At 45.8% G+C, this 22,274-nt stretch carries 23 protein-coding genes; 1 reads left to right on the top strand and 22 read right to left on the bottom strand.

What is annotated here, in order from left to right; all coding sequences use genetic code 11:
- Nucleotides 1-124: 124 nt before the first annotated feature.
- Nucleotides 125-295, top strand: a complete 171-nt coding sequence (locus ACVBIK_RS01965; protein WP_447168947.1) for a hypothetical protein — start codon at nucleotides 125-127, stop codon at nucleotides 293-295.
- A 26-nt stretch (nucleotides 296-321) separates the two neighbouring features.
- Here ACVBIK_RS01965 and ACVBIK_RS01960 read toward each other — a convergent pair whose 3' ends face one another.
- From ACVBIK_RS01960 to fliI, 22 genes are all read right to left on the bottom strand, one after another.
- Nucleotides 322-1,260: a chemotaxis protein CheW gene (locus ACVBIK_RS01960; protein ID WP_447168946.1), complete on the bottom strand. Its 939-nt coding sequence runs from the start codon at nucleotides 1,258-1,260 to the stop codon at nucleotides 322-324.
- Complete coding sequence (locus tag ACVBIK_RS01955) at nucleotides 1,244-2,035, bottom strand: ParA family protein (RefSeq protein ID WP_447161392.1); 792 nt, start codon at nucleotides 2,033-2,035, stop codon at nucleotides 1,244-1,246. Before ACVBIK_RS01955 ends, ACVBIK_RS01960 begins: the two co-directional genes overlap by 17 nt.
- A 244-nt stretch (nucleotides 2,036-2,279) precedes the next feature.
- Nucleotides 2,280-2,951 (bottom strand): hypothetical protein, encoded by a 672-nt coding sequence (locus ACVBIK_RS01950; protein ID WP_447168945.1) that lies wholly within the window; start codon nucleotides 2,949-2,951, stop codon nucleotides 2,280-2,282.
- On the bottom strand, nucleotides 2,944-4,131 hold the full coding sequence (locus tag ACVBIK_RS01945; protein WP_447168944.1) for a protein-glutamate methylesterase/protein-glutamine glutaminase: 1,188 nt from the start codon (nucleotides 4,129-4,131) through the stop codon (nucleotides 2,944-2,946). The genes ACVBIK_RS01950 and ACVBIK_RS01945 overlap by 8 nt, the downstream gene beginning before the upstream one ends.
- Nucleotides 4,132-4,225: 94 nt before the next feature.
- Nucleotides 4,226-6,490, bottom strand: coding sequence for a chemotaxis protein CheA (locus ACVBIK_RS01940; protein WP_447168943.1), 2,265 nt, complete (start codon nucleotides 6,488-6,490; stop codon nucleotides 4,226-4,228).
- A gap of 12 nt (nucleotides 6,491-6,502) precedes the next feature.
- Nucleotides 6,503-7,240: a protein phosphatase CheZ gene (locus ACVBIK_RS01935; RefSeq protein WP_447161396.1), complete on the bottom strand. Its 738-nt coding sequence runs from the start codon at nucleotides 7,238-7,240 to the stop codon at nucleotides 6,503-6,505.
- Nucleotides 7,241-7,253: 13 nt separating this feature from the next.
- Nucleotides 7,254-7,637, bottom strand: coding sequence for a chemotaxis response regulator CheY (gene cheY, locus ACVBIK_RS01930; RefSeq protein ID WP_012276572.1), 384 nt, complete (start codon nucleotides 7,635-7,637; stop codon nucleotides 7,254-7,256).
- Nucleotides 7,638-7,697: 60 nt separating this feature from the next.
- Nucleotides 7,698-8,417: an RNA polymerase sigma factor FliA gene (locus ACVBIK_RS01925; RefSeq protein ID WP_447168942.1), complete on the bottom strand. Its 720-nt coding sequence runs from the start codon at nucleotides 8,415-8,417 to the stop codon at nucleotides 7,698-7,700.
- Nucleotides 8,410-9,291, bottom strand: a complete 882-nt coding sequence (locus ACVBIK_RS01920) for a MinD/ParA family protein (protein WP_447161398.1) — start codon at nucleotides 9,289-9,291, stop codon at nucleotides 8,410-8,412. Before ACVBIK_RS01920 ends, ACVBIK_RS01925 begins: the two co-directional genes overlap by 8 nt.
- Nucleotides 9,292-9,295: 4 nt before the next feature.
- Entirely contained in the window at nucleotides 9,296-10,711 is a 1,416-nt protein-coding gene (flhF, locus tag ACVBIK_RS01915) for a flagellar biosynthesis protein FlhF (RefSeq protein WP_447168941.1), read from the bottom strand.
- An 11-nt stretch (nucleotides 10,712-10,722) separates the two neighbouring features.
- Nucleotides 10,723-12,822 (bottom strand): flagellar biosynthesis protein FlhA, encoded by a 2,100-nt coding sequence (gene flhA, locus ACVBIK_RS01910; RefSeq protein ID WP_447161400.1) that lies wholly within the window; start codon nucleotides 12,820-12,822, stop codon nucleotides 10,723-10,725.
- A gap of 151 nt (nucleotides 12,823-12,973) precedes the next feature.
- A complete protein-coding gene (gene flhB, locus ACVBIK_RS01905) occupies nucleotides 12,974-14,107 on the bottom strand; it encodes a flagellar biosynthesis protein FlhB (protein WP_447161401.1) in 1,134 nt (377 codons plus the stop codon).
- Between the two features lie 65 nt (nucleotides 14,108-14,172).
- The gene (gene fliR / locus ACVBIK_RS01900) at nucleotides 14,173-14,970 is read right to left on the bottom strand and encodes a flagellar biosynthetic protein FliR (RefSeq protein ID WP_447161402.1); all 798 of its coding nucleotides are present in this window, start codon (nucleotides 14,968-14,970) and stop codon (nucleotides 14,173-14,175) included.
- Nucleotides 14,971-15,084: 114 nt separating this feature from the next.
- Complete coding sequence (gene fliQ / locus ACVBIK_RS01895; protein ID WP_447161403.1) at nucleotides 15,085-15,354, bottom strand: flagellar biosynthesis protein FliQ; 270 nt, start codon at nucleotides 15,352-15,354, stop codon at nucleotides 15,085-15,087.
- Nucleotides 15,355-15,361: 7 nt separating this feature from the next.
- Nucleotides 15,362-16,111, bottom strand: a complete 750-nt coding sequence (fliP, locus tag ACVBIK_RS01890) for a flagellar type III secretion system pore protein FliP (RefSeq protein WP_447161404.1) — start codon at nucleotides 16,109-16,111, stop codon at nucleotides 15,362-15,364.
- On the bottom strand, nucleotides 16,108-16,479 hold the full coding sequence (gene fliO / locus ACVBIK_RS01885; RefSeq protein ID WP_447161405.1) for a flagellar biosynthetic protein FliO: 372 nt from the start codon (nucleotides 16,477-16,479) through the stop codon (nucleotides 16,108-16,110). The genes fliP and fliO overlap by 4 nt, the downstream gene beginning before the upstream one ends.
- A gap of 12 nt (nucleotides 16,480-16,491) precedes the next feature.
- Nucleotides 16,492-16,869 carry a flagellar motor switch protein FliN gene (fliN, locus tag ACVBIK_RS01880; protein WP_447161406.1) on the bottom strand — a complete coding sequence of 126 codons (378 nt, stop codon included), beginning with the start codon at nucleotides 16,867-16,869 and terminating at the stop codon, nucleotides 16,492-16,494.
- A 12-nt stretch (nucleotides 16,870-16,881) separates the two neighbouring features.
- Nucleotides 16,882-17,910: a flagellar motor switch protein FliM gene (fliM, locus tag ACVBIK_RS01875; RefSeq protein WP_447161407.1), complete on the bottom strand. Its 1,029-nt coding sequence runs from the start codon at nucleotides 17,908-17,910 to the stop codon at nucleotides 16,882-16,884.
- Between the two features lie 45 nt (nucleotides 17,911-17,955).
- Nucleotides 17,956-18,471, bottom strand: coding sequence for a flagellar basal body-associated protein FliL (gene fliL / locus ACVBIK_RS01870; RefSeq protein ID WP_447168940.1), 516 nt, complete (start codon nucleotides 18,469-18,471; stop codon nucleotides 17,956-17,958).
- A gap of 75 nt (nucleotides 18,472-18,546) precedes the next feature.
- Nucleotides 18,547-20,058: a flagellar hook-length control protein FliK gene (locus tag ACVBIK_RS01865; protein WP_447168939.1), complete on the bottom strand. Its 1,512-nt coding sequence runs from the start codon at nucleotides 20,056-20,058 to the stop codon at nucleotides 18,547-18,549.
- A 303-nt stretch (nucleotides 20,059-20,361) separates the two neighbouring features.
- Entirely contained in the window at nucleotides 20,362-20,808 is a 447-nt protein-coding gene (fliJ, locus tag ACVBIK_RS01860) for a flagellar export protein FliJ (protein WP_447163926.1), read from the bottom strand.
- Nucleotides 20,809-20,907: 99 nt separating this feature from the next.
- Nucleotides 20,908-22,248 (bottom strand): flagellar protein export ATPase FliI, encoded by a 1,341-nt coding sequence (gene fliI / locus ACVBIK_RS01855; RefSeq protein ID WP_447168938.1) that lies wholly within the window; start codon nucleotides 22,246-22,248, stop codon nucleotides 20,908-20,910.
- Between the last annotated feature and the right edge of the window lie 26 nt (nucleotides 22,249-22,274).

Raw genomic sequence — 22,274 nt, 5'->3', positions numbered from 1 at the left:
ATATTGATAACTAAAATAGATAGTTACTTGTTTCTATGCCGCATATAGCCATTGAATTCCCATTAATAAATCTATTATCTAAAATAGGTGCTCATTTTTACTATGGTGCAAGCATCGCAGTCTAATGCAAGACTGCCAACAATCTTTCCCTATTGCCCTGTATCGACTGCTCAGCACTATTCTTTACCTTGCCTTCTGTATCTTGGCTTCTTTATCTGAGCAACTTTACCTGAACAGCTTTACCTTAGCCCCCCTGCGCAACCCTAAGTCGTTAATACTATGGGGCGATGAGTAAATAAAAATCATCCGAACTTTATATGGTTATGCTGTCTTGACTACCCAGTCTTGACAGCCTAAGCCTGAACCCAACATCTGTACCAAGGTCTCAACATTTAAAATGCCGCACATGCGCTCTTTTACCACACCAGCAAGCCATGGCCGTTTACCTGCTTGGCTACGCCAATTAATGTCAGATTTTTTAATCGATATTGTGTCAACTAATGACTCACACGCAAGGCCCCAATCGCTATTTTCTAGTAGAACAACATATTGATAGGTCACATTCTCGCTTAATTGCTCATCATATTTTTCAGGCATCACCCAAGCGCAAGTATCGACAACATTAAGTTGTGCTTCTCGATGCTGTTGCACTCCCATATACCAAGACGGCCGTCCCATGAGACGAGTGATCTTATCAACACTCACAATGCCCCCTAAACTCACTAAAGGTACTGCTAGCGTCAAACCCGCCACTTTAAAAAATAACACCTGAAACTCTTCATCTAGCTGCTCCAATAGTGTTTGAGTAGACACTAAAGGCTCATTGATTAATTGCTCTGTAGTTTGAGGCGTTAGATCCTGCGGCTGGGCGCTATCGCTGATAACTGCTGAGTCAGCGAGCAACTCAGACTCAGGTTCAATTTTTGTATGATGACTAAAAGTTGAATCATGGCTAATTGAAGCTATGCCGGCAGCAGGCGAAATATCGGTAAGAGTGTCAGCACTGGCTAACGTCGCTGTCGAGTATTGCGGCTCAACCTTGTTGGCACTTTCTTGAGGTGAGCGAGCGAACAATTGCTCTAATGCTTGTCGACTTAGGCGCTCATCTGCCTCTCGGCTTGCTAATTTTGTGCATTCTAGGGTTTTGCTTTGTGCGTAATCGCCTTCTGTTACGCTACTCGCTACTGCGCACTTTGTTTGCGGCTCATTAAGCAGCAACGAGAAATAATCACATACTGCATCATCAACTGATTTTGACATGTGATAAGCCCTTCGCAAGTAAATAATCAAGTAATCTATCGTACGCTTTTACGCCACGGCTATTAGGGGCGTAATGGGAAGCAGGTAAATGGCTCAAACTGGCATCTCTAAATTTGGTATCAACAGGGATCACGTCCTGCCATAACTCTTGGTTATAATCTTCATTAAGTTGTAACAATGCAGCTGAGGCCGCGCGAGTGCGTTTGTCATACATGGTTGGCACTATGGTGTAGCTGTATTGGATTTTTTTTGATCGCCCCATTAACAACATGGTTTTCACCATACGGTCTAGACCTTTAAGTGCTAAGAACTCAGTTTGCACCGGCACAATAATATGCTCACTTGCGGCTAACGCATTAACCATTAACACCCCCAGTACTGGCGGGCAATCTATCAATACTACATCGTACCTATCTTCGATTAACTTTAAGGCCTTGGTTAAGATGAGCCCCATGCCTTCTTGATGACCTAAACTCCGGTCTATCGTCGCTAACGCCATCGTTGAGGGCATTAAATCTAATCCCACGACATTGGTCGGTACAATATGAGCCTGTACGACATCACTCGTTAAGCGCTTATTCGCTAAAAACAGATCGTATAAAGAACAGGGTAATTGCTCACTATCAATACCAAGATAGTACCCAAGGGATGCATGGGGATCGGTATCAACCATCAACACCTTCAGACCACGTTTCACAAACGCACCCGCTAGACTGGCAACAGTTGTTGTTTTCCCCACCCCACCTTTTTGGTTTGCTATGGTCCAGATTTTCAAAGGATAATCCCCAGTTATAAGATTTAGTTTTAGCGCTTGTTAATCAGCTGTACTGCTCAGTGTTAGTGCTTAATGCTAGTGCTCAGTGTTAGTGATCAGTGTTAGTGATCAGTGTTAGTGATCAGTGTTAGTGATCAGTGCTATGGCTCAACGTTATTACTTCGCTCAACTTTTGCACTCTATCGCTCAATGAAGATTGTGCTGTAATCAAATGAATGATTGCCCTTGTCAAAGCTCACACCACTTAATCTTCTGGCTCTCTGGTTGTTACTCTAATTCCGCCATGGGGCAAACTAATGAGTTTCACTCCATCATCGCTTTCTAACACTGTCACAGCGCTCGCCTGACGACTCATATCGTTATGCTTAACAAGCTCAGTGTTTAGCGCCCTGTTAACGTCTTGCTGTATTGCAAGCGGCTTATCACTTGTCTCTGCTTTATGTTTTAACGTCTTATTTACTGAACGAGTCTCATCAAGATGACTTGTTGGCTGAGCTGGTGTCTCTGGCTTAACTCTTGTTGCTTGCGTAAGTTGCTTAACTTGTGTTGCTTGCGTAACTCCTGGCCCTATGGGTAAAACCGTTGACTCACCTTGCAGTGCCTTATCGACAAAAGACTGTACAAAATGTGGATTTTCAGCCATCCAGTTAGCCATCACTTCAGCCTGTTCATCGGGGACCATCAATAAGATTTGGCTGCTTTGCAGCTTCTGTACTTCATTGGTTAACAGTTTGTTTTTATGCTGAGATTCAAAGTAGAGTGAACCAAACGTAAAAGAGGCAATACTTAGCAAAAACATCAATAGCAATGACAGCGTATTCACTTCGCCCCGCTGCGCTATGATGCTTTTTCTTACGGCACTTTTTCTTTCGGCACTTTTTCTTACGGCACATTGCCTCAAAGCCGCTTTAGCCATTAATGGTCTCTTTAATAATCGATTCAGCTATATGCTCTAACGCAATAGACTTAGTGGCGATGCCTGCCGCAGTTACCGCTTGCGGCATACCATAAACCACACAGCTAGCCTCATCCTGAGCCCACACTGTAGCGCCAATACCTTTAAGCATTCTGGCCCCTTCGCGACCATCTGCCCCCATACCGGTTAAGACAACAGCAAGCACATCGCCGCCAATTACTTTAGACGCTGATGCGAAGGTAATATCGACACAAGGCTTATAATTCATATCGGCTTTACCCGCTATCACCTTAATTCTGCCGTAAGCCCCACCACGCTCTAGCATCATTTGCATGCCGCCAGGCGCTAAGTATGCGCAGCCAGGCTTTAGCTGATCGCCACTTTCAGCTTCTTTAACTTCAATCTTACACAAGCTATTAAGTCTGGTTGCGAACGTTGGCGTAAAAGCCGCTGGCATATGCTGAATAAGCAAAATGGGGTGCGGATAATTCGCAGGTAATTGAGTTAACACCTTTTGCAGTGCAACTGGCCCCCCTGTAGAGGTACCGATAAGTAATGCTTTATATTTTTTGCCACTACCACGAGTGATAACACTTGCTCGACTGGCGGGCCTTTCAAGTGTGCTTGCAGCGGTTGTAGCTGTAACGGCTGAGCGAGAAAGGCTCGATGAACTACGGTTCCTATCCGCGGCTCTCTCATTACTAATACTACTAGTAGCACTAACACCGCTAGGCTGAACTCTGTCATTGCCAGACAGTGGACGAGCAATCGGCCTAAATAGACGTCGACGACCTAACGCACGAATTCGTTGCTGCAATAGCGCTATCGCGTCATCTTTATTACTGGCGATATCTTCAAAGCGTTTTGGTAAAAAGTCTAAAGCACCCGCGTCTAATGCTTCCAATGTGGCTTTAGCGCCATCATGGGTCAGTGATGAAAACATTAAGATAGGAATTGGCTTGCTCGCCATGATCTGCTTTACCGCAGTGATCCCATCCATAACAGGCATTTCGATGTCCATGGTGATCACATTCGGATTCAACTCTGCAGCCATCTTCACGGCCTCAGCACCATTACACGCGGTACCCACCACCTCAAGCTCAGAGTCTTGACTCACTATTTCGCTAACACGTCGTCTGAAAAAACTCGAATCATCAACGACTAAAACTTTAATGCCCATTTAAATCCCTATACCGCACCACTGGCTCGCTCAATGCTGTATGTAAAAAAGGGAATAACAAGGCAATGCCTGTTATTCCCTATGCTAACCCGTGTTAGCTCCTGTTACGTGCGTAATGCTTTAGTAGGCCCGGTACATCTAAGATCAGCGCTATACCACCATCAGAGGTAATGGTCGCACCAGCCATGCCCGGCGTACCATGCAGCAATGTGCCTAGTGGCTTTATCACCACTTCTTCTTGGCCAATGAGTGAATCAACCACAAAACCAATTTGCATCGTACCTAGTTGGACAATAACCACATGGCCATGCTGTTTGTCACCGTGCCTAAAGCTCAATGCCTTGCGAGATAACCATTGCTCAAGGTAAAACAGCGGTACAGCTTTATCACGAACAATCACCGTCAACTGACCGTCAACCACATTGGTCTTAGTCAAATCTAAGTGGAATATTTCATTCACGCTCGACAAAGGTAAAGCAAAGACTTGCTTGGCGACTTCAACCATCAGGGTCGGCATAATCGCTAGCGTCAATGGCACCTTGATTTCAAGACGTGTGCCCTTACCCAGTTGTGAACCAATATAAATCGAACCGTTCAGCTGGGTAATACGGGTCTTAACCACGTCCATTCCCACGCCACGACCCGAAATATCAGAGATCTCAACTTTAGTTGAAAATCCTGGGGCAAAAATAAGGTTATAAGCTTCTTCATCGCTCATGCGTGCAGCGGTATCTTCATCGAGCACGCCGCGGCTAATAGCAATGCCTTTGAGCTTTTCTGGATCCATACCTGCACCATCATCCTCAATTTTAAGCAGGATGTGATCGCCTTCTTGGCTAGCAGATAATGTAATTGTACCTGTGCGTGCCTTGCCATTCGCCTCACGAGCATCAGGCATTTCAATACCATGATCGACCGAGTTTCTGACTAAATGGACTAAGGGGTCGGCTAACGCTTCAACAAGGTTTTTATCCAGATCGGTATCTTCACCGATCATAACAAGATCAATCTCTTTATTTAGGCTTCGAGCTAAGTCACGAACCACTCGAGGAAAACGCCCAAAGACTTTCTTAATCGGCTGCATGCGAGTTTTCATCACCGCGCCTTGTAGATCGGCAGTGACCAAGTCAAGGTTAGCTAAGGCCTTAGACATCTCTTCATCTTCACGTGCCACGCCAAGGCTCAATAATCGATTACGGACTAATACCAGCTCTCCGACCATATTCATGATCTGATCAAGCCTTGAGGTATCAACTCGTACTGTTGTTTCCGCTTGGGGCGCATTATTGCCAGCTGGCTTTGGGGCGACTTTAGCTGCAGGTTTAGGCTCTTGTTTAAGCTCTTGTCTAGCTTCTGGCTTAACAGCTGATACCTGCTGCGAGGTCGTTATTGCCTGTACAACTGGCTCAGATTGACTCGCTTTATGCTGCTGTGACGCGCCATGGCCAATTTCAGCAACACTATTTTTAACAACACTATTTTCAGCAGTATTGGTTCCTTTACCTGGACCTGTACCAGAACCATGCAGCTCATCAAGTAAGCGTTCAAATTCGTCATCAGTAATTTCATCTGAATCGACATTAGAGCCGCTTGTCTCAATAACCGCAGGTGCTGCCGACTGAACTTTAAATTGACCAGAGCCATGTAACTCATCAAGTAAAGATTCAAATTCATCATCAGAAATGTCATCAGATGATGATAAGGATGGTGCAGCAGTAGATTCAGCTGACTGACCAGGACCGTTACCCGAACCATGGAGTGCATCAAGCAAGGCTTCAAATTCGATATCATCAATATCATCGATACTGCCGCCTGTTGCCGACACTTGTGCAATCGTTTCAGATCCTGGAGCTTGTGCAACGAAATCTACACCTTCAACCACAGAAATAGAGTCTGCAACAGCGGTGACAGTAGGTTCTAGGGCTGCTGAGGCTTGAGCCGCTGTCTCGGCCATTTCAGATGCTAGCAATTCACCCGCGCTTAACGTTTTAAGCTGAGCTAATAGCGCTGGTTCTGCTGGGGATTGAGTTTGCCCTGCTTGAGTTTCAGCAAACATTGAGTTGATTGAGTCTACAGCCTGTAAAATGACATCCATCAAATTAGCAGAGACTTCACGTTTTCCTGTGCGCAGTAAATCGAAGGTATTTTCTGCTTCGTGGCAGACATCGACCATAGGTGCTAAACCTAGGAACCCTGCGCCACCTTTCACCGTATGAAAACCGCGGAAAATAGCATTCAATAAATCGGTATCATCAGGATTATTTTCTAACGCAACTAATTGCTCTTGTAGAAGCTCTAATATTTCACCAGCTTCGATCAAAAAGTCCTGCAGTATCTCTTCATCAACATCAAAGGACATTCTCTGACTCCCTTAAAAACCTAAACTCGAAAGCAGATCGTCAACTTCATCTTGACCTGTCACCACGTCCTGGCGGTGCTCTGCATTCATAATAGGACCTTCAGCTTCAACATTTAGCTTTGGCTTGTCGTCAACCGCGTTTGCAGGTTGCTCACCAAATACTGTCAACATCGACACTAAGCTATTCTCAACTTCTCTAACGAGTTCAATCACTCGACGGATCATCTGTCCGGTTAAGTCTTGAAAATCTTGTGCCAATAAAATTTGATTAAGAAGTTCTTTTACTCGGCTTGCATCCGACTCGCTTCTTTCTACAAATTGTTGGATATCGTGGCAGAGTGTTTTAAATTCATTTAGCGGCAACTCGCGACGCATTAGCTTGTCCCAAGCGGGCTTAACAGCTTGAATATTTTCACTTAATGCACTTGCAAGAGGTAAGCACTCTTCCACCGCATCCATGGTTTTATTTGCCGCTTGCTCTGTCATATCGATGACATAAGTCAAACGCTCTTTTGCATCTGGGATCTCAGTATTGGCTAATTCAATTAAACGACTATCAAATTGAAAGTCAGAAATAGCACTGTGAAGTTGACGGGTTAAGCGCCCGACTTCATCAAAAAGATCTTTTTGAATGGGCGCAGAAATTTCTCTAACCAATTCATCCGCTTTTTCCTGCTCTCCCTGACTAAGAAGTGCAACTAGACTCTCTGCTTGTTCAAGAGTAATCAGCCCTGACAATTGTTGCTGCATTGCTCATCCCTGCTTAGCCGAGGCGTTCAAAAATTTTATCGAGCTTTTCTTTTAGTGTGGCTGCGGTAAATGGCTTAACGACATAGCCGTTAACGCCTGCTTGAGCGGCAGCAATAATCTGCTCACGCTTAGCTTCAGCGGTCACCATTAATACAGGAAGGTGTTTCAAATTATCATCGGCACGAATGGCCTTTAATAGGTCAATACCTTGCATGCCAGGCATGTTCCAGTCAGTTACAACGAAATCAAAATCGCCTTTTTGTAACATAGGTAAAGCTGTAGAACCGTCATCTGCTTCTTGAGTATTGTTAAATCCCAAGTCACGTAACAAGTTCTTAATGATACGTCTCATTGTTGAAAAATCATCAACAACAAGAATCTTCATATTCTTGTCCAAAGTTTCCTCCGCGGAGCGCGCCTAAAATGCGCAAGTAATGTGGTATCAATTATTATGATTTTATTCTTGTGTCCAATGCTTGAGTTTACCCTTGAGCCTGAGCATCGCCTGACTATGGATCTGGCTAACTCTAGACTCACTGACCTCAAGAATGGCCCCAATCTCTTTTAAATTCAATGCTTCATCGTAATATAGCGACAACACCAGCGCATCTCTTTCTGGTAGTAATTTAATCGCTGCAACGAGCGCAGAATGAAACTGTATTTCCGCGAGCGACTCGTAAGAATCATCTTCGTGGTCGTCAGCTTGATTCAAACCTTCAACGGCCACGCCTAAATCTTCTATACCAACGACTTTGCCCACTGATACGTCGTTTAAAATGCTGTAATACTCATCGAGTGGCATCTCTAACCGCTCGGCGATTTCGCTATCTTGAGCATCACGTCCTAACTCTTGTTCAAGTTCATCAATCACTTGAGCCACGCGGCGCTGATTGCGGTGTACCGAACGTGGTACCCAATCGCCGCGTCTAATTTCATCTAACATTGAGCCACGAATTCGAATTCCGGCAAAGGTTTCGAACTTGGCGCCTTTACTACCATCAAAGTTTGATGACGCTTCGAGTAGCCCCATCATGCCGGCCTGCAACAGATCATCTAGCTGAACTGATGCTGGCAAACGAGCCAAAAGATGATGGGCTATTCTTTTTACAAGCGGTGCATACTGTTCAACGATAGACGTCTTATTATCAAAACGAGTATACGCAGCCGCTTTATTCACCCGATTTATCCTCTTGATAATCAGGACGTTGAACTAAACGCTCAACGAAAAACTCTAAGTGACCACCAGGTTGAGACGGTACTGGCCAGCTCATAATTTTATTTGCCAGCCCTTGATAAGCAATGGCTGCTGGTGACTTAGGAAAAGCCTCAACAATCAATTTTTGCTTACGTACCGACTTACGTAAATTTTCATCAAACGGTACCGTGGCGACCAGCTCTAACGCGACATCAAGGAACCTGTCGGTTACCTTGCTTAGCTTGGCGAAAAGCTCCATGCCTTCTCGTAAGCTACGCACCATATTCGCTACAATCTTAAAGCGGAACACACCGTGCTCACGACTTAAGATTTTGATCAGCGCATAGGCATCGGTAATTGAGGTCGGTTCATCACAAACCACAATTAATACGTCTTGTGACGCTCGAGAAAAGCTCAATACCATATCTGAAATACCGGCAGCGGTATCAACAATCAAGATATCAAACTGAGTTCTCATTTCGCTAAAGGCGCGAATAAGGCCAGCATGCTGTGCTTGAGTCAGTTCCACCATTGCCTGAGTACCTGACGTGGCTGGAATAATGCCAATCCCTTTCGGTCCTCGAAGGATCACATCATCTAATTCGGCCTCTCCCGACAAAACATGAGATAAATTTCGCTCAGCACGCAAACCTAACATCACATCGACGTTCGCTAGACCTAAATCCGCGTCCAATACCAGTACACGTTTGCCCTTTTCGGCTAACGCAACCGCGGTGTTAATAGAGACGCTGGTTTTGCCCACGCCACCTTTACCACCTGATACGGCGATTACTTTTACTTTTTCATTATTTGGCTGATTCATCATACGTAAACCGCTTGCTTGATCCGGAGTCATGGCTTCACTCAAATGCATAGGTCATTTCTTGCGACCCTTCAATATTATGTAATGGTTCTATAGGTTTGTTATCTAATGCAGCTAATGCGCGATTGGCTAACGATAATGTATCAGCCACCTGCATATCTTCAGGAACTCTTTGTCCGTCCGTTACATAACTTAAAGGCAACCCACTTTGAATCAAGACGCTTAACGCAGGCGCTAACGATATTGATTCATCTAATTTTGTTAGTACTGCACCCGAAAGTGGAATACGTGTAAACTGTTTTACTGCATCTTCTAATACTCGACGCTGTCCCGTGGCAGACATTACCAGATAACTGCGTATTGGTAATCTGCTATTTGCGGCTAAACTGTCGAGTTGCTGGAATAAACGCTGATCTCTTTGTCCCATCCCCGCTGTATCAATCAAAACGAGCTTACGATTTCTAAATTGATAGAGTATTTGTTCTAACTCATTAAAATCATGAGCCTGTTTTACAGGGCACCCCATTATTTTGCCATAAGTTGCCAATTGCTCAAAGGCTCCAATGCGATAATGGTCAGTAGTAATGAGCGCAACTTGATCTGAGCCGTGATAAGCCGCAAAACGCGCCGCTAATTTAGCCACTGTCGTTGTCTTACCCACACCCGTTGGGCCAACAAATGCAACCACGCCACCTTGGCGTACAATATCATCGCCTTGGTTATCGAGTAAGTTGGCTAAGCTACGCGGCAAAGAGGCCACTAACTCTGCTGGAGAGTAATGTTCACTAAGGCTCGATAGCTTCTTTGCTATCGCGGGAGAGAACTCAGCCTCTAGCAGCTTGCTCTCAAGCATTGCTCCTACAGGATCGACCCGCTTTTTCTGTTCGACCATCAAGCTACTCACTTGATGCGTCAATAAATTACGAATTGACGCTAACTCTTCTTTCATCGCGTCAAATTCGGCACTGTTGTTCTGTTTGCTGCCATTAAAACTGTCTGGCGCTCGATGAGGCGTAAACTCTGCTTTCGCAGGTTCAGACGGCTTCACTTGTGCTTGCAGTCCTTTAGCCCATTCAGGCATATCAAGATTGTCACTGCGCGTTGACGGCGTTTGTTGGCTAATACGACTTTGCTGACGCTCTAATAATGCCTGCAAAGAATCTGGCGCTGGCGTTGATTGAGCGCGACTTTCAGCTTTTACGTTGGCCGCTCTCATATTCGGCTGCGCGCCACCTAAGGTCACCCTCTCTTCCGCAAGATCGGTAAACATAGCAGCAGAAGGTTTAGCCTCTGCAATTTTTGGCTTAGGCTCGTCATAATCGACTGCCGCAACAATCTCAATGCCACCGGTCACTTTCTTGTTTGACATGATGACAGCATCTGACCCCAAGGTTTCTTTAACTTGGGCTAGGGCCGAGCGCATATCTTTTGCTAAAAACCTTTTAATCTTCAATTATTCGACCTCTACTGACCCACTGCCGAGACGATGCGTATTTGCTTCTCGTCGGGGACTTCTTGATATGAAATCACCCGTAAATTAGGGATCGTATGCTTAACAAATCGCGATAACGTTGAACGTAGCATGCCTGACGTCAATAAAATTGCAGGCTGACCAACCATTTCTTGACGCTGCGTGGCGTCCACTAACGACTTCTGCATACGCTCTGCAAGGCTTGGCTCGATATTCGGACCATCGCCTCCCGTTGCCTGCATAGACTGATGCAACATTTGTTCCAACTCTGGCGCCAAAGTAATGACAGGGATTTCAAGCTCAGGTCCGCTGATCTCTTGCACTATCATACGTTTTAGGGCTATTCGAACCGCAGCAGTTAATACTTCGGTGTCGCTGCTCTTTGGTCCATATTCAAGTAACGTCTGTACGATGGTCTTCATGTCACGAATAGACACACCTTCATTGAGCAAGTTCTGCATCACTTTAACGACGCTGCCCAGTGGCATCACATCTGGAATAAAGCCATCAACCAACTTAGGCGAATGCTTACCAAGCATTTCAAGTAGTTGCTGAACTTCTTCATAGCCAAGCAGTTTGGCGGCGTTATTCGATAATAGTTGGCTGATGTGAGTGGCCACTACCGTTGAGGCGTCGACTACCGTGTAACCTAAGGTTTGTGCGTGCTCACGCATTTCGGGAGCGATCCACACCGCATCCAGACCAAAAGCGGGGTCTTTCGTTTCGATACCATCTAGCTTGCCATATACTTGCCCAGGATTAATCGCTAGCTCACAGTCATGACGAATTTCAGCTTCACCCGATGCCACGCCCATTAATGAGATCCGGTAAGCATTGGGGGATAAATCGAGGTTATCGCGAATGTGAACGGCTGGCACCAGAAAGCCTAGCTCTTGTGAGAGCTTCTTACGCACGCCTTTAATGCGTCCAAGCAGCTCGCCGCCCTGACCTTTATCCACTAATGGAATTAAGCGGTAACCCACTTCTAGGCCAATGGTGTCAACATGCTGTACATCATCCCAACTCAGCTCTTTTGGCTGCGAGTCGCGAGGCTCAACAGGACCTGTTTTTGCCAGCTCCAGTGCGCGCTCTCGGTCTGTTTGTTGCTTTTTCTTAATGAAGTAAGCGCCCGCGCCAGCTGCCGCTGCACATGATAAGAACACCAAATGTGGCATACCTGGCACAATGCCCATCACGAACATCACGCCTGAAGCGATGGCTAGCGCCTTGGGACTGTCAAACATCTGCCCCATAACCATTTCGCCCATATCACCGGATTCATTTTGACGCGTTACCATCAAAGCCGCGGCAATAGATAAGAGTAGACCGGGGATCTGCGCCACTAGGCCATCACCAATCGTTAATAGGGTATAAATTTCAACTGCCGCAGAGAAAGATAAATCATGCTGAGCGATACCAATAATAAAACCGCCCACAATGTTAATCACAAGAATTAATATACCGGCGACCGCATCACCTTTTACAAATTTTGACGCACCGTCCATGGCACCGTAAAAGTCGGCTTCACGGGTCACTTCAGCGCGGCGAGAACGCGCTTCTTCTTGCGTTAATAAGCCAGCGTTTAAGTCGGCATCAATCGCCATCTGCTTACCTGGCATGGCGTCTAGGGTAAAGCGAGCACTTACCTCAGATATTCGCCCCGCGCCTTTTGTCACAACGGCAAAGTTGATAATAATAAGGATTAAAAACACGACTAGACCAACGGCATAGTTGCCACCAATCACCACAGAGCCAAAGGCCTCAATCACCTTACCTGCCGCGTCACCACCATTATGGCCTTCAAGCAGGACCACACGCGTTGAGGCAACGTTCAGTGCAAGCCTGAGTAGGGTTGCCACCAGCAAAACGGTAGGGAATGCAGCAAAATCTAGCGGTCTGTCGCTGTAAATGGCAACGAGGAGTACCACGAGTGCCAGTGCGATATTGAAGGTAAAAAGGATATCGAGCAGGAACGCGGGCATAGGTAAAATGATCATAGCCAGAGCGGCTAAAACCAATAACGGCGTACCAATACCTTTTAAATGCGCAGGCTTTATCTGTTTTAATTGGCCTAGACTTGCTTTAAGTTCCATTCACCCTGAGTCCGATCTTTGACGTCTAACGCCAATACAGCAAATACTGTACCAATTATTTTTATAAGAATTGTCGCGACTATAACCTGAAAGCGACTAGCAAAGAATATCTGACGTTGCGAGTGGTTGATTTTTGGGCATAAAAAGGACTTTAATGTTTTAATTCATCTGGGATCGGCTGTTTAATTGGAACAGGATTAGGACGCCTGCCCTTGCCTTTTTGGTATTGTCGTAATTGGAATACATAAGCAAGCACCTGAGCCACTGCAGTGAATAACCCTTCAGGGATCTCTTGGTCAATTTTAGTAGTATGAAAAATAGCACGTGCCAGTGGCGGAGCTGAGACTATTGCCACGTCGTGCTCTCTAGCAATTTCTCTGATTTTAAACGCCACTTCATCCACGCCTTTTGCCACAACAAAGGGGGCCGTAGAACGAGTCGCATCGTATTTAACCGCCACGGCGTAATGCTCAGGGTTAACAACAATAACGTCGGCATTGGGCACTTCACCCATCATCCGCCTTTGAGACATCTCGTGTTGTAACTGACGAATGCGTCCTTTCACCTCTGGCTTTCCTTCGGTGTCCTTGTATTCGTCTTTCACTTCTTGCTTGGTCATCTTTAACTGTTTGGCATGATTCCAAATCTGAAATGGCACATCAATAATGACGATCAGGAAAGTGGATGCGCAAAGTAAAATAAATATCCATACCACTATGTCCAGAGCATGGTAAATATTGCCTGGCAAGTGATCTTGCGACAGCATCAAAATATCATCTAAATAGAGGGTCAATAATAGATAGGCAGTAATGGCGACCACAGAGAACTTAGCAATACCTTTAGTAAGTTCAACCAAGGCTTGCACGCCAAACATCCGCTTAAACCCAGCCATAGGGCTCATTTTGCTGGCCTTGGGCATAAAAGCTTTAACCGAAAATGACATGCCACCAAGGGCGACATTACCTGCAAATGCGATTAAGGCTAAAAACGCAATAAAACCCATCAACGGGACTGCAAGTTCAGTGCCTACCATCCCCCAAACATTCATCATCTGATTGGTATCAAAAATCTCGTCACGACTCTGCGTAAATAACTTCGTCATGATGTTATGCATCGCCTGTGCGATATCGGGGCCAGTCATTAACAAGCCTACCGAAGCCGCGATCAGTACGGCAGAAGTTCCTAGATCTTTTGAGCGTGCAACCTGCCCTTTGTCTTTGGCCTGTTGCAACTTTCTGGAGGTGGCTTCCTCTGTTTTTTCTTGGCTACTATCGTTTTCAGCCATTTATAGCCGCCCTCCACCTTGTAACGTGAACACTATTGCTGATAGCCATTCGCCATAAAGCATGATTACAGCCCACCATCGGCGCGGCATTGCAGCTCAAGTACATTACAAAGTAGTAGCTGAACTTCACGCCACACTTCATCAAAATGCGTCATGATGGGTGACAAAGTTAGCCAAAGAATAAACAAGCCTGCAATCATGGTGACAGGAAAGCCGATAGAGAAGATATTTAACTGTGGTGAGGCGCGCGTCATTACACCAAATGACAAGTTAATGGTGAGCAGCGCCACAATAGCGGATAGCGACATCGTCAAGGCTGCACCAAACATATAGCCCACAAATTCGGTAAATAGGCGGTAACTCGCCAGACTTAACCCTTGCATAGACACCGGGATAGAATCAAAGCTGGCGATCACCATTTTTATCAATAACAGGTGACCATCTACCGCTAAGAAAATCATGGTGGTGAGCAGTAAGAAGAAGTTACTAATAACTGGGGTTTGTTGTCCCGAGCTGGGATCGACCATAGAGGCGAAACCTAGACTGGTCTGCATACCGATGATCTGACCGGTAAGGACAAAGGTCTGCATTAGCAATTGTGTGGCAAACCCCATCGCGACGCCAATAACAATTTGCTGTGCGGTGATAAAGGCTGCACTCAATGAAAATAGATCGATTGTGGGCATAGTAGGCAGTACTGGAGCGACAGCAACCGTAACGGCAACAGACAGTAATAACCTTACTCTAGTGGGAGTCGTCGTTGCACCAAAGACGACCATCACCATAAACATGCTGGAAATTCGCGTTAAAGGCCACATGTAACCTGCGATGCCGTTCATGATGGTATCGAGCAAGATCTCCATAATTAATTCCGCGTATTCATTAAGAACTTGCTATACAGATTAATCATTACCTGTGAGCCGCTCTTTTTCACCATCGGGAAATAACAATCGATGTTCATAAGCACCTGTAAATAGTTAACCTATGACTTGGGGGATCATATCCACCATCTGGAAAAAGAAATCCATCATCATCTGAACCAGCATATGCCCCATTAACATGAGTGCTAATAACGTGGTCAGTAAACGAGGTAGAAAACTTAAGGTTTGCTCGTTAATGGACGTTGCCGCCTGAAAGACAGCCACGACTAAACCTATGATAAGACCAGGCACAATAATCATCGACACGATAATCACAATCACGGCCAGTGCTTCTCGAAAGATATCAATTAGTGACTCTGGACTCATGGCTTACCTACAATCCAAAACTGTTGGCTAAGGTGCCCATCACTAGGCTCCAACCGTCAACGAGTACGAATAACATGATCTTAAATGGCAATGATACAATCATAGGTGACAACATCATCATACCCATGGCCATTAAGATACTGGCTACCACCAAATCGAGCACCAAAAACGGCACAAACAACATGAAGCCGATCTGGAAGGCCGTCTTTAGCTCACTGGTAATAAATGCCGGAATAATGACGGTCATTGGAGCATCTTCTGGCTCAACAATGCCTTGATAACCCGAGATTTCAATAAATGTGTTTAGATCCGAGTTTCGAGTCTGGGCCAACATAAAATCTTTAAGTGGCCCTTGCCCGGTTGTAAAGGCATCTTGCAGCGGCATACCTTGCTCGATATAAGGCTTAACCGCTTGAACGTATATCTTGTCGAATACTGGCGACATAATAAAGAATGTCATGAACATACTGATGCCAATCAACACCTGATTAGACGGGGTCTGTTGTAAACCAATCGCTTGACGTAAAATCGACAGCACCACAATAATACGGGTAAACGAAGTCAACATAATGACCATCGCAGGAATGAAACTTAGCGCGGTCATTAATAGCAAAATCTGCATGGTCACAGAGTATTGCGTTGAACCATCGGCCCCCGTTGAGACCGTCACGGCTGGCAATATACCGTTTTCAGCAAGTGCAGTGGGTGCTATAAGAGTCAGCGCTAATCCGGCCAGAAGTAAAATCCACTTCATCATGATGACTTAGCTTGACGAAGTCGGCTGGCAAATGACTCGCCAGATATTTCAACAGGCTGCGCTAATTTATCAATGAGACTCACTTGCTGTTGTGTGACTCCAAGTAGATATTGTTGACCTGCAACCTCAACCAATACCAGTTTCTCTTTTTGCCCTAGAGGCGTCACAGCGATTGTTTTTAACACCCCTTGGCTACTGGGGACTAAGTTAAAACGTCTGACCAAATAAGCTAAGAAGAAAATTAATAGCAATACAAGGATCAAACCACCTACCATGCTTGAAAGCGTAGCGATGCTCGTTGGTGAAGCAGGTGTTTCAGCTTGAGCTGCCGCACTACTCACTCCGGCTAATACCAGTTGAAAGCTCATTAAACGTCCCTTTTACTTCAGCTTTTTAATTCGCTCTGTTTGGCTAATGACATCCGTTAGACGAATACCGAACTTATCGTTGACGACAACCACCTCACCATGGGCAATCAAGGTACCGTTAACCATCACATCGAGAGGCTCACCCGCGACCCTGTCGAGCTCGACGACAGAACCCTGATTTAACTGCAGTAAATTACGAATATTGATAAAACTACGACCGACTTCCATCGAAATAGTGACAGGGATATCCATAATCGCGTCGAGCTTAGATGCTTCTTCTTCACTTAACGGCGCACTATCGTTGTTAAACTCATCGAATTCAACAGCTTTAGCTTCTTCAATCGCTTGCTCAGCCATTGCTGAAGCCCAATCATCTGTATCTGTACTCATTTACCCTTCACCTTATATATCTGAACGTTCGCGCCCACGGCCTTTGTGGGTCACTAGCTGTAATTCTGTCTTAACCGTTTCTGGTCTTGGAATTTTTTCGCAAATTTTTAATGCTAAATTTTCTTTTGTTCTTCCCATCTTACAACGATAAGTCGGTAAATCTTCGACTTTCAAGATGATGTGCTCGGGCAGTTCAACCGGGATAACGTCACCCGCTTTAAACGCCAGAACTTCTCTTAGAGTGAGTTTATGCTCAACAATGGTCGCATCGATCCCCACATCAACATCCATGATTTCATCACGCAGTGCCTGTGACCAACGCATATCGGTATCTTGCGTATCACTTTGCACACCCGCATCGAGCAGTTCTCGAATAGGCTCAATCATCGAGTACGGCATTGTGATATGAAAATCACCGCCGCCACCGTCAACCTCAATATGAAATGAACTCACCACAACCACTTCAGTAGGGCTCACAATATTGGCCATTGCCGGATTGACTTCAGAGTCAAGATAATCAAACTGCACATCCATGACTGGCGCCCAGGCGTCTTTATAATCTTCAAAGATAATCTTTAGCAGCAGTTGTACGATACGACGCTCGGTAGGGGTAAATTCACGGCCTTCAATCTTGGCATGAAAACGGCCATCACCACCAAAGAAGTTGTCTACCAGAATAAAAACGAGACGGGCTTCCATGGTGATTAACGCGGTACCTTTTAAAGGGCTAAAACGCACCATATTTAAACTGGTTGGCACGAACAGGGTATGGACATACTCACCAAACTTAAGCATTTGCACGCCGTTAATCGACACTTCTGCCGCACGACGCATCATATTAAACATGCTGATCCGCAAGTGCCGAGCAAAACGCTCATTGACGATCTCGAGCGTTGGCATACGACCACGTACAATTCTGTCTTGCGACGAGAAATCATATGAACGTGCATCGAGCTCATTGTCGTCAATAATATCGTCATCGACATCATCGACTCCGTGGAGTAGTGCATCAATTTCGTCTTGGCTTAATAAATCACTCACGATATCGCCTTTGCTTATATAAAATAATTACTTTTTTCACACAACTTATTGCATGACAAAACCGGTAAATAGGACTTTTTCTACCACTGTGCGGCCAGTTACGGGCTGCAGGGTATTTTGTACATTTCGCAGCGCTAACAGACGTAATTCATCCTTACCAGCAGGAGAGCTGAGCTTCTGGATATCAGCACCACTAAATGTGGTAAGCAGTGCATCTTCAATTAACGGAATATGCTTTTTAATCAAAGTGTCATCGTCATTACCACGAACCATTAATTGCACTTTAATTTCGACTAAGCGGGTTCGGCCATTATCTGGTAAATTGAACAAAAATGGTCTGGGCATAGCCGCATAAAACGCTTCTCCGCTTCTTGAGGCAGATTCAACAGCGGGATCGCCCGTACCTGCAACCTCTGCAACATCATCTGAGCGCAATAACATCCATGCTGTAATAGCGATAATGGTCATTAGCACCATAGCAATTGCGCCGAATAAAATAAGCTTCTTTTTACTGCGAGGCTCAGCGCTATCTTCTAGCTCTAATGTTGCTTCTTCTGCCATTTTTCTTCCCTAACTGGAGTGCAGAGCGACGTCATCACTCTTATCAATATTTTTAAGCCGCTATAGATTACCTGCTTATGCGTAATAATCTATACCTGATGCCGAACTTGTTGATAGATTTGACCTTGCGAGCAACTCTTCTGCTGAAATTTCATCCGTTTCGGCCATACCACTGTCATTTTTGCGGCCGTTACCTTGTTCACCGTCGGTATTTCCACCGCCCCCTTGAGACACTTGGCCATCGGTTAACTGCATCCCTTGCTCTGCCAGCATCTCACGCAGCCTTGGCATTGCTTGCTCAACCAGATCACGAGTTTGATGCTGACTTACTTGAAATTGAACTTGAGTGGTATCACCTTGGACTTGAATGCGCACCATCATATGGCCAAGCTCTGGTGGATCTAGGCGAATTTCAGCATGTTGTACCCCGTTGCTAACCATGGTGATCAGCTGCTGATTCATCATCGGTGAGAAACGCTGGATCATCTGTTGCATTGGCGGTGTTTGTTCAGCACCTTGTTTCAATGACAATTGCAGCTGCGGTATTTCTTGACGCTGCGATCCTGCTTGCTGCTGTAATGATTGCCCCTGCAAACCCTTTAACGCTTTAAGATCCTGAGCTGCGTCAGCACCGGTTAAACTTGCCTCTTGTCCCGTTTGCGATGACATCATTCGCACCGACAATTCAGCCGTTTTAAGTTGTTCGGTTGCAGCCAACTGATTAGTCATCGTTTGGCTGCTGGCATCGGCATTTTTTAGCTGCTCACCACTGGCTTTCTGTAATTGAGATAACCCGGCAAGCTCTTTACCGAAAATGTCGCGAGGCTCATTTTTCGTATTCGCGTCAGCGCTTTTTAGAGCAGAGTGAAGCGCCTCAGGGTCTGTTGCAATATTGGCAAGACCGGCTTTATCAGTCACTCCCGCTTGACTGGCTAGCCCAACCTCTTGCTGTTTTGGCTGCGAATTAGCCCCCAAGTCGAGATTAACATTAGCCGTAACAGCAAACTCCGCTGTTAATTCGCCATTAGCATCTAAAATTTGGCTTTGCTGCAACAGCTTGTGTAACTCTGCGGCAGAAAGCTGAGTTAGCTCTTGCTCTGACAAGCCTGACTTTTGACTCAACGCCGTTAAGATATCGCCTGCAAGTTCGCTCGCTTCAAGCTCACTTGCTAATGTCTCTTCTGAAGTCGCTTCTGATACCACTTGTAGCGGCAAGCTTTCGCCGTTGGCGGCAAGCTGAGCTTCACTACCAAAATTATTTGCAAGATTGATCTGGGCAAACACCTGGCTGACATCATCAGCAGCACTCTCAGCCTTGGCTTGTGCCTGAATGTTGCTTTCTGCTGTAATTTCTAAACTTGAACTCGCACTTGATGATTGCTTATCAACTGCTGAAGAAGCTGACTCTGCCTTAGTGTCAGTCTGTTTACCCGCTTTTTCCAGCGCAGCCGAAAAGCTACCAACTTCAGAATCACCTTCAGAGTTAGCCCTAGGTTTAAGAGATGGCTCCAAAGATTTATTGTTATTTTCAGTGGCCTTTTTACTATGTTCTGAGCCACTGAGTAAAATGTTGTTCATCTGCTGCATTACGTCTCCGTTAGGGTTAACTCATCAAACCGACCTACGAGGGAATATGTCAAAATATCGGCTGAATTGGGGCAGTCAACACAATAGAAAGCAATAATAGTGCCAAAAGCAAACGCAGCCTTTAATCGCTCGTTATTGCAGGGATAACCTAAAAGAGCCAATATTGCTCTATCAACAGTGAAATGAATGCTGTCAAAAAATAAATACTGAGCTCTCTAATTAGGAGATCTTAATTACGAGCGCTTTAACACGAGCTCTGTATCAGGGATAAATGGGATTATTTAGGTGGGTAACTGCTGAGAATTAACGCTGCCGCTTACGGTAAAACTGCTGCGATGCAAATTCATCTACCATTTTTTGTTCGCTGCGTAATTCAGCAAGCTTGGCTTTTTCTGCTTTATTGGCGAGTAACAACTCCACCGCTTTACGCTTTTGCTGTTTCTCTTGCCAATATGCTTGGCGGTGTTGCCTTTGAGTATCGGCATCTTTCACCGTATTGACCTGCTGCACGATTGCCGCATCAATTTGACGTACGAATTGATGAAATTGGTGATAATGGCTGGCGCTAATGCTTTGCCCCTGTTGCTGCTCCATCTGTTTCATATAGTCGAGACGATAATTTTGCAGCGCTTCAAGCTGACTTTGACGCCTTTGCAGCTCAAGTTGCGCCGAGCGAAGCTGCAGTGAAGCCTGCTCTTCGGCATCTTGCGTCAGCTTAAGCACCATATGCAGTGGATCGGGTTTAGTCATGATAGTCTACTCTGTTATTGCCTGAGCACTGATAAGCTAACGTCTGAGTGGCTAACACCTGAATGGCTAAGGTCTTAATGATTGAGGTCTGCTTAAAAGTTAAGCCTGACATTGCGCCCCCAATTGGCTCAGCATTAAGGTGCTACTATCAAACGTTATCGAGTCTTTCATGGTTTGCCTTAAAAACGCGTTCATCGCGGGTTGTAAGCGAATCGCATTATCGATGCGTGGATCGCTACCTTGGCTATAGGCACCAATGGAGATCAAATCTTTGTTTTGCTGATACAGAGAGTAAACCTGTTTAACTTTTCGCATCGCCTCTAAGTGCTCTGGACTGATAACCATAGGTGCGACACGGCTAATTGATGCTTCGATATCGATAGCCGGATAATGTCCTGAGTCGGCTAGGCTGCGTGACAATACGATATGACCATCGAGAATGGCTCTTGACGCATCGGCAATAGGATCTTGCAAATCATCGCCTTCAGTTAATACGGTATAAAACGCAGTAATTGAGCCTTGTTGACCGCCACCATTACCGGCTCGCTCAACCAATTTAGGCAGTTTGGCAAATACCGATGGCGGATAGCCTTTGGTTGCCGGCGGCTCACCCACAGCAAGGGCGATTTCACGTTGTGCTTGCGCATAGCGAGTTAAGCTATCCATTAGTAACAATACGTTATAGCCCAAATCGCGAAAATACTCGGCGATGCGAGTAGAGGTTTCACAAGCGCGAAGACGCATAAGCGGTGACGTATCGGCAGGTGCTGCCACGACAACAGATCGTGCACGTCCCTCTGGGCCTAAAATCTCTTCAATAAACTCTTTTACTTCGCGGCCACGTTCGCCCACTAACCCCACGATGATAATGTCTGCCGTTGTCCCGCGGGTCATCATTCCAAGCAGCACACTTTTACCGACCCCTGAGCCCGCAAACAAGCCCATACGCTGGCCTTTACCCACGGTCAACATGGCGTTAATGGCTCTTACGCCAACATCGAGTGGCTCACTAATGGCACGCCTTGTAAGTGGGTTAATTGCGGCAACATGGCTAGAGGCTCTTTGATCTGTTTTCAAGTTACCTAAGCCGTCGATGGGCTGACCGCTGCCATCGAGTACCCGCCCGAGAAGAGATAGGCCGACGTTTAATCCCGATTGCTCACCAAGTGGAGTCACTTTGGCTCCCGGCAGCACGCCACGCAACTCTTCGATGGGCATGAGGTACAGTAATTGATCGTCAAAACCTATGACCTCGGCAATGAGGCTACCCGCCATGGTTTCGATAGCGCATAGGCTGCCAACTGCAGCGCGGCACCCAGTGGCTTCTAAGGTTAAACCAACCACTCGCACCAGCTGGCCACTCGCTTCAACCACAAATGGATGGATTTTTTGCTGGTGTTGAGCCAGCTTATTGCGTAATTGGTGCTGACGGGTCGGCATGTTCACCTTAATTGCTTCAGTTACTT

The organism is Shewanella sp. 125m-1, from assembly GCF_052977065.1.
This window is presented reverse-complemented; position numbering and strand designations above follow the sequence as displayed.